Raw genomic sequence first — 12,575 nt, forward strand, 5'->3', positions numbered from 1 at the left:
TTACAAACGATCCCGGCGACGCCAGAGCAACAGTAAAAAGAACGGTCCACCGACCAGGGCAATGACGATCCCGGCGGGGATTTGCAGTGGGGCAAACGCCAGACGCCCCACGGTATCGGTGACCAGCACCAGCAATGCACCGATCAACGCACTTCCCCACAGCAGCGCTGTTTGTCCGCCACGCAGCCAGAATCGTGCCATGTGTGGCGCCATTAACCCGACAAAACCGAGGCTGCCCACGCAGGCAACACTGGCGGCGGTGAGTACAACCGGCGCGAGAAAACGCAACAACGCCAGTCGGGGTAAACGTACACCCAGCCCCGTTGCCGTCGCATTGCCAAGTAGCGCCACATCTGAAGCTCTCGCCGTGGCAAATAAGATGATGGCCGCAGGCAACGTCCAGGCCAGTGCCACCAGCAGTAGCGGCCAGGTGGCGGCATGAAGGCTGCCCGCCAGCCAGACCAGTGCAGTCTGAACGTCACGGACATCCGCGGTGGTCATAAATACGCCCATTCCCGCGGCAAAGAACCACGACACGCCAATGCCTATCAACACGAAGCGAGGCCGGGAGAAATCACGGGCCAGCAGCATCACCAGTGCAGCGACCAGTGCGCCACCGGCCATTCCCGCCAGGGGCCGCCAGACCAGACTTGCGGACGGGAAAAATAGCACCAGGGCCAGCACCACCACGCAACTCCCTTCTTTGACACCGATAAGCCCGGGATCGGCCAACCCGTTGCGGGTGATAGATTGCATCGCCGCCCCAGCCAATCCGAGCATCGCACCGCACAGAAGCGCCATCAGCAGTCGCGGCAGTCGTACATCCCAAACGACATACTGTTGCTGAGCCGTCAACGCCTGAGGGTCAAACACCGCCCTTCCGATAGCGGAAGCCGGAACCGGGAGCGAACCCTGCATCACGCCGAACAGCAGTAATGCGATTGCCAGCACCGTCAGGCTGAGGCTGTACAGCACGGTTTTGGGACGAATGACACGAGAAAATCCCCCCACCCGCCATGCACGAAGCCCTGCACGCTGCAGCATATCGTTCATTTCAAAAACCTCGACGCAATGAAAATAAACGCCGGCGCGCCCACCAGGGCGGTCATGATCCCTGTAGCCAGCTCCTGCGGAGCCAGCACCGTGCGGGCGGCAATATCCGCCAGCAGCAGCAGCGCCGCACCCAGCAATGCCGACGTCGGTAGCATCTGACGAATATCTTCTGTTACCAGACGGCGGGTAACGTTAGGCACTAACAGACCGATAAACCCCAGCGGCCCCACGACAGAGACTGCCGCACCGCACAACAGCGCAATGGCTACCATCGCCAGCAAGCGTATGCGCAGAATGTTCACCCCTAACCCACAGGCCATACGGTCGCCGAGAGCCAGAATATTCAGGCCCGGCGCGATAGCGAGCGCCAAAACCATACCAGCTAGCGACGGAGGAACAGCGCTTTTGACTGCTTCCCAGTGCAGACCAGAAAGATCGCCCACCAGCCAGGTGCGCATTGCCAACAGGGTTTGTTCATCCAGAATCAGGATGGCCGCAGTAAGCGATGACACCATGGCCGACAGCGCCACGCCGCACAGCGTAACCTTCAGCGGCGTTAACCCCCCCCGTCCGGCGGAAGAAAGCGCGATGACCAACGAGAACAACGCCGCTGCGCCTCCAGCCGCCAGCAATGGCTGGCTTACCCCCGTCACGCCAAGCGCGGTGCACAACACAACGACAAAAGCAGCCCCGGCGTTCAGCCCCAGAATATGCGGCTCTCCCAGCGGATTACGAATCAACGCCTGCAACAGCACACCCGCCACACCTAACGCTGCGCCGACCAGCATCGCCGCCGTCATGCGCAGCAGACGTAAGGAGACAATAATCCGGTGGTCGAAATTTTTCGCGTCAAAGTGGAACAGCGCCTGCACGACGGTCTGCGGGCTGATAGTGCGAGCGCCAACCCCCAGGTGCGCCACTGCCAGAACACACAACAGCAACGATAACACGGGGAGCGCCAGCATAAACCGGCCTCGGCGACGAGCCAGTGTGGTTGCCATGACCGTCATTGCCCTTGCCCGCCCGGCGCGCGGAACGGCATAAAGAACGGTTTGCCGGTGAGAGGATTCACCGACATCTGCACGTCGACGTCAAACACGTGCTTAATCAACTCGGGCGTGCAGTTTTCGCCATCATGCACGACGCCCTGCAACGTCCCCTGTTTGAGGAACACCAGCATGTCCCCGTAATTGACCGCAAAATTCAGGTCATGCAGGACCACGATCACTGTACGACCATGATGGCGAGTCAGTGAATGCAACAGTTCAAGGATCTCTACCTGATAGCGCAGATCGAGAAACGTAGTCGGCTCATCTAACAAGATGACCGGCGTTTGCTGTGCCAGCGCCATCGCAATCCAGCAGCGCTGACGTTGCCCACCGGAAAGGCTCTCCACCGGCAAATGCGCAAAATCAGCAGTTCCGGTTAACTGGAGCGCCTGCTCCACGGCACGTTCGTCATCGTCCGTCCATTGCGAAAGCATGTTCTGCCAGGGAAAACGCCCACGCGATACCAGTTCGAAAACGGTAAGTCCTTCTGGCACCAATGGGGATTGCGGCAGGATGCCGAGCTGGCGTGAAACCGCTTTGGTGGGCTGTTGATGAATGGCTTTGCCATCCAGCAATACGCTGCCGCCGTGCGGTTTCAACATCCGAGCCATGGTGCTTAACAACGTTGATTTACCCGAGCCGTTCGCCCCCACCAGCACCGTCATTTTGCCTTGCGGAATAGTGAGACAGATATCGTGGACAATGGTGTTATGGCGATAACCCGCAGAAAGCTGTTGTAGTTCAATGCCCGTTCTGTGGGCGGTATTTTCCACATGCTGTGGCATGTTCACTCCTGCGCCGCCGCATGGCAAAGCCTGCATGCGTAATTCTCTAAATAAAAATAAAACTCATTCTCTTTGTGATCTTGCTGGCTTGCGCTGTAGTAGTCAAGCAATTACACCCTGTAGTTACATCACCTGTTGCCAACAACCAAAGCACAAATAAAAAATGCCGAAAAATCAATAAAAACCATTCTTTTTCAATGTATTGTAAATTAAATACCCTTAAAAAAACGACGGTTAAGTTGTGTCGAATCGCCTGTAGTTTCTTTTTCATTTTTACGTTTACTACTACAAACGCCCATGATTGAATGATTCTCAATTACACATCTGATGCCAGTAACGCCGGCTTACAGATGGATAAATGCAGGGCTGGCAAGCCGGGCAATGAATTGAATCAACCTGTTTCCCTGCCCATTTTTGGCAGGGTCTTTTGCGGAATAAATAAAATAATGGCTGAGTTAACGACTTACTTTTCGGGGATGAAAGGGCGGGCATTGTGCTCTGCTCTCTTTCTGGGCATGACAACAACACCTACGGTATTCGCAGCGGAGAAAGAGACGACTCCGCCTAAAGGGGAAGATACCATCACCGTTCGGGCAGATGCGTCGTCTGCCGATCAGGCCGTAACATCGGGTTATCAACCGCTGAGCTCGTCCACCGCGACGCTGACATCCATGCCATTGTTGGATATCCCACAAGTGGTGAACACTGTCAGCGATAAAGTGCTGGAAGATCAGCATGTCACGACGCTGGACGAAGCGCTGTATAACGTCAGTAACGTTGTGCAAACCAACACATTAGGTGGCACACAGGATGCGTTTGTCCGCCGTGGCTTCGGCGCAAACCGTGACGGCTCGGTGATGACCAACGGTCTGAAAACCGTGTTGCCGCGCAGCTTTAACGCCGCAACCTCACGCGTGGAAGTGCTGAAAGGCCCGGCCTCAACCCTGTACGGGATTCTCGATCCCGGCGGCCTGATTAACGTCGTCACCAAACGTCCGGAAACGCAGTTTGGCGGGTCGATTTCAGCAACCTCCAGCAGTTTTGGCGGCGGTACGGGGCAGTTTGACGTGACCGGGCCGATTGAAGGTACGCCGTTGGCGTATCGTCTGATTGGCGAGTACCAACACGAGGACTACTGGCGCAACTTTGGCACCAATCAGAGCAGCTTTATCTCCCCTTCTCTGACCTGGTTTGGCGACAACGCCACCGTCAGCGTGCTCTATTCACACCGCGACTACAAAGCGCCGTTCGATCGCGGCACCATTTTCGATCTCAACACCAAACACGCGGTGAATGTGGATCGCAAAACCCGCTTTGATGAGCCGTTTAATATCACCGACGGCAAATCGGATCTGGCACAGTTGAATGCCGAATACCGCTTCAACAGCGAATGGACAGCGAAATTCGACTACAGCTTTAGCCAGGATAAATACAGCGATAATCAGGCTCGCGTAATGGCGTATGATTCTGCAACCGGAAATCTGACCCGCCGTGTCGATGCCACTCAAGGCTCCACCCAGCGCATGCACGCCACACGTGCCGATTTACAGGGCAACGTCGATATCGCTGGCTTTTATAACGAGATCCTCACCGGCGTCTCTTATGAGAACTACGATCTGCTACGCACCGACATGATCCGCTGCAAGAACGTAAAAGGGTTCAATATTTATAATCCTGTCTACGGTACGTTGGATAAATGTACTAACGTTTCTGCCGCTGATAGCGATCAGACTATTCAACAAGAGAGCTATTCTGCGTATGTGCAGGACGCGCTGTACCTGACCGATAAATGGATCGCCGTCGCCGGGATGCGTTATCAGTACTACACCGAATACGCTGGCAAAGGGCGTCCGTTCAACGTCAACACCGACAGTACCGACCAACAGTGGGTGCCCAAATTCGGTATGGTTTACAAACTGACGCCGTCGGTATCGCTGTTCGGTAACGTGTCGCGATCCTTCATGCCGCAATATTCTATCGCCAGTTATATTGGCGAACTGCCACCTGAAACCTCAACGGCTTATGAAGTGGGGGCAAAATTCGATATCTTTGACGGTATCACCGCCAATATTGCCCTGTTTGATATTGATAAACGCAATGTGCTGTACAACGAAATGGTCAATGGCGAAACCGTGGCGAAAACGGCGGGTCGCGTGCGTTCACAAGGCGTGGAAGTGGATGTCGCCGGTTCGTTGACCACCAACACCAATATTATCGCCAGCTACGGTTATACCGCCGCGAAAGTGACGGAAGATCCTGATTACAAAGGTAAGCCGCTGCCTAATGTACCGAAGCATACCGGCTCATTATTCCTCACCTACGATATTCAGAATGCCTTTATGGGCAATACCCTGACGATTGGCGGTGGGGGTCATGGGGTGAGTCGCCGTTCCGCAACCAATGGCGCAGACTATTATCTGCCAGGCTATTTTGTCGCCGATGCCTTTGCCGCTTATAAGATGAAGCTGCAATATCCGGTCACATTGCAGCTCAATGTGAAAAACCTGTTTGATAAGACCTATTACACCTCATCCATTGCCACCAATAATCTGGGTAATCAGATCGGCGACCCACGAGAAGTGCAGTTCACGGTGAAAATGGAATTCTGATCCTCTTCATCCATTAACCCTGCCAATTCTGGCAGGGTTTCCCGCTTATTCCGCCATTTTAAGATAATTGCACTTGTGCTGTCGTCGCCCCGTTTATACAACCCTAAAGATCACCTGTAATTTGATGACTTTTATTTTGTTATGGGCGACTGGGGACCACAATAATGAATGGGATAACATCATGACTAAAACAAAACTGACGCTGCTATTACCTTTATTTTTAGCTGGCTGTTCAATGAGTGACGGAGAATTAAGAAATGCTTATGCTCAGCATTATCAGCAACCCGCCGCCTATGTCGATATCTATAAGCAGAAAATAGCCGGGATGGATATTAATGCACTGGCACAATATGCCGCCGCAGAAGATAAGAAAAAAATGCGTGGTCAGCCAAGACTGAAGATCGACGAATTCATTACCATTGAGAACGTGCAGGCGAAAGGGAATCGGGTGGTCTACGATTATACGCTGTCCGAGAGCTGGCTGGCGCTGTCCGCAGATAAACAGCGCGAGAAGCAGAGCAATATGAATAAAGATTTGATCTACCGAACCTGTTCGCTGGAAACGGTACGTCTGGCGCAGGCAAAAGGGCTGGAAGAAGAACATAACTATTACCGCCAGTATCCTGACAAGTTAGCCTTCACCCTGAGAACCAGCGCACAGATTTGTATGCAAAACGGTTTTACCAAATAGCCGCAATCCACTATGCCTGATGCGCTGCGCTTATCAGGCCTACAATTTGCACGCTGCCGTATGCCGGATAAGGCGCCGGCGCCGCATCCGGCTTAAGCATCAGAACTTCCACGAAACGCTGCCAACAATGCTGCGCTCGGCGCCGAAATAACAGTATGAGAGCGAATTACAGGCTGCAACGTAACGCTTGTCGGTCAGATTGTTGACGTTCAACTGCGTGCTCAAACCTTTAATACCAATATTCGTTAAGTCGTAGCCAATCGCCAGATCCACCAGCGTATACGATGGCAGGGTGTGAGTATTCTGGCGATCGCTGGTAATACCGTTGACGTAACGCACGCCTGAGCCCAACGTTAGCCCCGCCAGTGGGCCATTTTTCACATCGTAGCTTAACCAGGTGCTGGCCTGATTGCGCGGCGCATAAACGGCACGCTTGCCCTGCTCTTCCGGGCTGCTTTTCTTATAGCGAATGTCGGTATAGGTATACGCCGCCTGCAAACGGAAACTGTCCGTCAGTTGGCTAATAGCTTCCAGCTCTACCCCTTCAGATTCAATTTCGCCAATCGAACGGTACGGATCGGTCGGCTCTTCTTTGGTGGCAATATTGGTCTGATTAATGCGGAACACCGACGCGCTAAACTGGCTATTCAACCCTTCCGGTTCATATTTCAGCCCGGCTTCCCACTGCTTACCTTTCATCGGTTCCAACAGGTTACCGTTCTCATCAGCAAAACTGGTTGGCGTAAAGGCGGTGGAATAGCTGATGTACGGCGCAACGCCGTTATCGAACAAATAAAGCAGAGCCGCGCGACTGCTGAAGTTATTTTTGTCCAGATCGCTGCGAGTGCCGTTTTGCTTATCAATATTAGATATGCTCACCTGATCGTAGCGGCCACCGAGCGTTATACGGAAGCGATCCCATGACATCTGATCCTGCAAATAGTAGCCCGTCTGGCGCAACTTGTGTTTCTCGCGCGCATACATATTGATGTAATCAGGCTTCGCGCCGTACACCGGGTTAAAGGCGTCAATCGGCGGGAACGCCCCGTAGTAGCCGGTGGTATTGTTGCTGCGATCCTGATAGTCGATCCCCACCAGCAGACGATGGTTTACCTGCCAGGTATCAAAGCTGCCGTCGAGCTGGTTATCCAGCGTAATCGCCGACATTTTTTCATCGGAGCCGGAGTAGCCGCGATTAAGCTCGGTTTCATTCAACCAGCCCGCCGCATACACCTGGTTCAGCTCAACGTCGGTATGCAGATAGCGTAGCTTTTGCCGTACCGACCAACCGCTATCAAACATATGCTCAATGTTGTAGCCCACCATGTTTTCACGGCGATCGTATTTGTCATAATCATCCTCGCCTTCGTAAAAGGTATTGGAGATCTTTTGCCCGTAATGCGGAACCACGGTGCCGTCATACGGCAGACCGGAGTGGCTTCCGCCTTCCGGGTCACGGTGCAGATAGGCCATCAGATCCAGACGCGTCTGGTCGGTGATACGCCAGGTCAGGCTCGGCATCAGCGCGTAACGTTCTTCCTTCAAGGGACCAAACTGCGAGTCCGCATAACGCGTCATTCCACTCAGTCGTGCGGCGACGCGATCGTTATCATCCAGCGCCCCGGTGACGTCAAACGCTGCGCCGCGCTGGTTATTGTTGCCAGCAAACAGCTCCACTTCTCCGCCCGCATCAAACGACGGTTTACGCGATGTCAGCGCCACGATCCCGCCCGGAGAGGAACGGCCGTACAGCACGGAAGCCGGGCCGCGCACCACTTCAATATTGTCGAGAAACCACGGATCGACCACCAGCGAACTGTGCGAGTTAGTGTCGCCCATCATTTTCAGACCGTCGAGATAGACGTTGTCCAGACTACCATCGGAGAAACCGCGCAGCACAATGTAGTCAAAGCGGTTGGAGGCACCAATCTGATTGCTGTACACCCCAGGTGTGTAGCTAACAGCCTGCCGCACGCTGGTTGCGCCCTGCTCTTCAAACTGTTCACGGGTAACGATCGATACCGACTGCGGTGTTTCGATATCCGGTGTGGCAAGCTTGGTCGCCCCACTCTGCATTTGCGAAGTGACAACCACCGTATCGTTTTTTGTTGTTTCCTGCGCCAGCAGAGGAAAAGCCACACTGCCGGTCACCCATCCTATCAGCAGCGCCAACCGAGTCTTCGCGAACATGAACATCTCCCAAGGCATATCTATCTGTAAATGAGAATTATTGCCATTTTTGTATCAGGAGTCGCTATGCCGAATGCCAGGTTGCGTATGCGCAGCGCCAAATTATGAATCAGCTTCGCGCATAAAACGGGAAAATGGATTAGCAAAGTTTGAGAACATCACCAGGCGGGAAGCCATAGCGACGACGAAAAGCGGTAGAGAAGTTAGTTGCGTGCTGATAACCCGACATCCAGGCCGCCTGCTGTACGCTGTATCCTTCCAGTAAATAGCCGCGCGCACGTTCCAGACGGCAGTCGCGCAGGTAGTCAAAGACGGAACAGCCATATGCCGCACGGAACTTGCTGCGCAAACTGCTGGGGCTCATCGCTGCGCGCTGCGCCAGCTCGTTAAGCGTGTAGTCATTTTCAGGGGATTGCTCCAACAGACGGCGCACCCTTTCCAGCCGCTGCTGTTCGCCACTGGCGGCGAGGCATTTGCCGCTTTCCACCTGACAAACGCTGAGACCGTGACCAAATAATTGTAATATCAGCCCTTCCAGCATCAGCTGACGAGAAACATGGCTAATCGTACTCTGCTGCGCGTACTGCAGTCCGCTGAGTAAAAACCCTGGCACCTGCCAGATAAGCGTCGGCGTCTGGCACCTTTCCCACTCGCGCATCAACGATTCAAGCAACCCCGTGCGATACGCGCCGTCGGGATACAAACCGAGCGATAATGTCCGGAGTTTACAATCAGCATGATGACGGGCACGCATCGTCTGGTGCTCACTCAGGCGTGAGCTAAACGCCATGCCGGAGCGCACCACATGTTCCTGCCCGTTGAGCGTCAGTATCACGCAACCTTCCAGCACCACCAGCATATACAAGGGGCTACTGTGCCGGGAGGTAGTTTCATACGGTTGCAGCACCTGTACATCAGAGTGTGTGACGCACATCCCGCAAGGGAGCATCATCTCCTCTACTTCCCCTTGCAATACAGCACTGGAACACGGAAGACCCGTTTTTTGCGCCAGCAACGGAAAACGGTAATCGATCCCGTAACGCTCACCAAAGTCCCTAAACTCACTGACGGAGAAGGTGCGGGTAAAACGTCCGGATGTATTCTGGATGGTGGTGTTGTTCATGCTGTCTTCTGCACAAGAAATGGAATTTGCAACGTACGATGGGTGGCAACATTACCATTACCCGCACAACACAACAATAATAATGAGAATTGTTATCAATATGGTGTTCTGCGGGTTACTCCAGCCAGAGCAGTTCTGCTATGTCAGCCTCAGGCGCAGATTCTTTTAACCAGCGATACAGCAACTCAATATTTCGAAGCCGGGTTGACGCTTTTGGCCAGACGAGATAATAACCGTCCCCTGTCGCGACCACCTGTTTAAACGGTAACGCCAGCATCCCACTCTCAATAGCCGTCAGGCTTAATAGCAGATCGGCGACCGCTACCCCATGCCCGCTCATTGCCGCAAGACTCCCCTGCTCCAGGGTGTCGAACACGTTGCCACGTGCCAGGTTCAACGCAGGAAACGCCCCGGTACGCTGCAGCCAGCGACGCCAGTCGCGGCGATCGGCGGAAGGATGAATCAATTCACAGGCGGCGATATCACTTTGCGCCTGAGCCTGCAACGCAGGCGCACAGACCGGGATTAGCCACTCCTGAAACAGCAAACGACTGTCCGTATCCTCGCCAAAATAACCATTCCCCAACAGGATTGCACAGTCATACGGTTCGCGACTGAATGCGACGGAATCGGTGTCCATCCACACGCTGGAGATTTCAATCACCGGCGTTGGATGGGCTTCCCGGAAATGCCGCAGCACATCCAGCAGCCAGCGCATGGTCAACGTTGAGGGTGCTTTCAACCGCAGCTCATGACTGCTGCTACGAAAAGCATGGCAGGCATGTTCTAAACTCTGAAACCCGGCCGTCAGCTGTTGCGCTAACCCCTGCCCTGAAGGCGTTATCTCAATACGGGGGCCGCTACGAACAAACAGTTCGCAGCCAAACCAGGCTTCCAGTGTGCGAATATGACGGCTTACCGCACCAGGCGTGACGTTCAGTTGAATAGCCGCTTTACTAAAGGACCCCAGACGGGCAGCAGCTTCGAAAGCTCTCAGGGCATACAGCGGGGGTAGCGTCATCATCGGCTTCTATGTTGAGTTTTACTCACAGTAGAGCGCAGTTTTATTCGTTTTTCAATGTGACACGCAAGCGGAATACTGATGAAAAATAACGTCAGGATCATCAGATATGAATCTCGCTTTACTGGCTGTATATAGCCTCTCGGTGCTAACACTGTTGCTAACGCCTGGTCCTGTTGTGGCACTGATTACCGCGACGGCGGCACAGTACGGCTATCGCCAGGCCTTTATGACGCTATGCGGAACTAACGGTGCTTCATTGCTCTTGCTTGCGCTCGCTGCGCTGATGCTGGCGGGGGTGGTATCACTCTCTCCTCTGCTGCTGTGTGTGTTGGGTCTCGCCGGATCGCTGTATATCGGCTATAGCGCGTTTTGCAGTCTGTGGGCAAGAAATCAAGCCGCCTGCGAAGACTCTCGCCAGCCGTCTCATGGGGGATTTATCAACGGTTTTCTGATTGGCGTATCAAACCCGAAAGATATTCTGTTTTTCGTTTCATTCTTTCCACAGTTCATCACCATTACACATAATTTCGCCACCAGCATGCTGATACTCACGCTGGTATGGATCATTTTTGACGTTGCCGTTCTGTCATTTTATATCGTGATTTTCAAACGCTGGATGCCCACGCGGTTTGTCAGATACAGCGTTTTTATCTCATCCCTGTTCCTGCTGGCGGTAGCGGTGTTTGGCATTATCTATAACACCAATGCAATACGAATGTTGTAGCCCGCATAATCAGGTCATGATGATTTTACCGATGTCTGATGTAATTTATCGGTGTTAATATTCAGCACATCAGAGAATATATACCGTAATATTTCCCCGACTTTCTGCCGGAACTCTGACCCAGGATAATGCGTCAACCGTGATAATCGCCATTTCATTTTCCAACCTTAGCAGGGGAGTCTTGTCGTCAGGAACAGATGAACTTTCGCATATTTCGATTACCCCTCGAAAAGCGATGAACACGCGGTCAGGAACATCAGATAACTTTATCCATTCAGTCGTGATCGTTAACTTTCGCGTAAACATCCCCGATCCCTCTATCGCGATTTATATCTCAGAATGTAAAATCTGGCTACAACAACGTATTATGACTGGCAAATTTTATTTATGTATCGCCAGTGTTCATCACCCATCCAGATTAAAATAAAAGTAGTAAAACTCATTTGAAGTATGCTTTACAAACTCAACCGGAAGATTATTTTTGATGAACAGCGACTTTGCAAATTCGACATCACCATAAACCCGAAGACAGAAAGGTTTTAATATCTCGCCCTGAGTACCAAAGCACTCCTGAAGTCGGGTGTCATCCATAAAAATAAAATTGCCTTTGCGAACCTTAACATCTTCACTCAAATCACGCCATTTCCCGGGTGTGAGAAGAAAATTCCCCCAACCATTATTCCTCAGATTTTCAATAACATGAGTAAATTTAAAATAGTAACTCTGCATTGTGACATCACCACTTGATGTAGCATATAAATACTCTATCTTAAATTTAAGTTGGGCATTAATGCTTTTCCTTTTCCCCTCTTCTATTAACCACTGAAGTTCGTTGGCGATAGTTTTTGAAAATATCTTCCTTTTTTTCGCAATCGCCAGCCAGTTCATAATGAAGAGATGTTCTGATATTTTAGAGTAAACCTTCTGGTCCTGTATTGCGATACCCACGGCAACTAACGCACTCCAGGTAAACGTTTCAAGTTCATCCTGGTAATTGTGCCTCGATGCGCTGATCTTTCCTAAATCACTGACCACTTAAAACCCACCCAGATAAATCGTTATCACATTTGGACTTGGCATCACTTCATTTAAAAAACTACTACAATTAAAACCAGCATAATATGATCCAGATTAATTAATTCTCACGTATAAAAAACGCCGGATTAACATATTACCTTCCTTAATCACTCATCTATATACGACACCGTGGTAAAACAATAAGAATAATGCGATAAAGATGAAAACAAATAATAACTCATGACAACCAGTTTTATTTGAGATTATAAATAACATTATCAAGCAAACCTCCGCGCCCCGGAGGTTTGCT

General features: G+C 52.0%; 10 protein-coding genes. 3 read left to right on the forward strand and 7 right to left on the reverse strand.

The features are described 5' to 3' along the window. Genes G8S19_RS17480 through G8S19_RS17490 form a run of 3 tightly spaced genes read right to left on the reverse strand, consistent with a single transcriptional unit; the run spans position 1 to position 2,887 of the window. The gene (locus G8S19_RS17480) at positions 1 to 1,053 is read right to left on the reverse strand and encodes an iron ABC transporter permease (protein ID WP_101742728.1); all 1,053 of its coding nucleotides are present in this window, start codon (positions 1,051 to 1,053) and stop codon (positions 1 to 3) included. After that, on the reverse strand, positions 1,050 to 2,063 hold the full coding sequence (locus G8S19_RS17485; RefSeq protein ID WP_101742729.1) for an iron ABC transporter permease: 1,014 nt from the start codon (positions 2,061 to 2,063) through the stop codon (positions 1,050 to 1,052). Before G8S19_RS17485 ends, G8S19_RS17480 begins: the two co-directional genes overlap by 4 nt. Next, a complete protein-coding gene (locus G8S19_RS17490; protein ID WP_253685620.1) occupies positions 2,060 to 2,887 on the reverse strand; it encodes an ABC transporter ATP-binding protein in 828 nt (275 codons plus the stop codon). The genes G8S19_RS17485 and G8S19_RS17490 overlap by 4 nt, the downstream gene beginning before the upstream one ends. Positions 2,888 to 3,333: 446 nt before the next feature. Here G8S19_RS17490 and G8S19_RS17495 point away from each other — a divergent pair, with 446 nt between their 5' ends. Next, positions 3,334 to 5,496, forward strand: a complete 2,163-nt coding sequence (locus G8S19_RS17495; protein ID WP_253685622.1) for a TonB-dependent siderophore receptor — start codon at positions 3,334 to 3,336, stop codon at positions 5,494 to 5,496. Between the two features lie 181 nt (positions 5,497 to 5,677). Further along, positions 5,678 to 6,187, forward strand: a complete 510-nt coding sequence (locus G8S19_RS17500) for a hypothetical protein (RefSeq protein ID WP_048212514.1) — start codon at positions 5,678 to 5,680, stop codon at positions 6,185 to 6,187. Positions 6,188 to 6,286: 99 nt separating this feature from the next. Here G8S19_RS17500 and foxA read toward each other — a convergent pair whose 3' ends face one another. The 3 genes from foxA to G8S19_RS17515 all read right to left on the reverse strand — a co-directional run bounded on the left by foxA (position 6,287) and on the right by G8S19_RS17515 (position 10,521). Continuing rightward, positions 6,287 to 8,395 (reverse strand): ferrioxamine B receptor FoxA, encoded by a 2,109-nt coding sequence (gene foxA / locus G8S19_RS17505; protein ID WP_253685624.1) that lies wholly within the window; start codon positions 8,393 to 8,395, stop codon positions 6,287 to 6,289. Between the two features lie 121 nt (positions 8,396 to 8,516). After that, positions 8,517 to 9,500, reverse strand: coding sequence for an AraC family transcriptional regulator (locus G8S19_RS17510; protein WP_124021461.1), 984 nt, complete (start codon positions 9,498 to 9,500; stop codon positions 8,517 to 8,519). Positions 9,501 to 9,615: 115 nt separating this feature from the next. Further along, positions 9,616 to 10,521 (reverse strand): LysR substrate-binding domain-containing protein, encoded by a 906-nt coding sequence (locus G8S19_RS17515; RefSeq protein ID WP_048212516.1) that lies wholly within the window; start codon positions 10,519 to 10,521, stop codon positions 9,616 to 9,618. A gap of 109 nt (positions 10,522 to 10,630) precedes the next feature. Between G8S19_RS17515 and G8S19_RS17520 the strand changes: the two genes are divergently transcribed. Then, positions 10,631 to 11,248, forward strand: a complete 618-nt coding sequence (locus tag G8S19_RS17520; protein WP_137364723.1) for a LysE family translocator — start codon at positions 10,631 to 10,633, stop codon at positions 11,246 to 11,248. 405 nt (positions 11,249 to 11,653) lie between these two features. On the opposite strand, the gene G8S19_RS17525 is transcribed toward G8S19_RS17520, so the two are convergent. Continuing rightward, positions 11,654 to 12,283: a DUF2913 family protein gene (locus G8S19_RS17525; RefSeq protein WP_253685626.1), complete on the reverse strand. Its 630-nt coding sequence runs from the start codon at positions 12,281 to 12,283 to the stop codon at positions 11,654 to 11,656. Positions 12,284 to 12,575: the final 292 nt, after the last annotated feature.

The sequence above is a fragment of the Citrobacter sp. SX206 genome, assembly GCF_024181025.1.
Lineage (GTDB): Bacteria > Pseudomonadota > Gammaproteobacteria > Enterobacterales > Enterobacteriaceae > Citrobacter > Citrobacter youngae.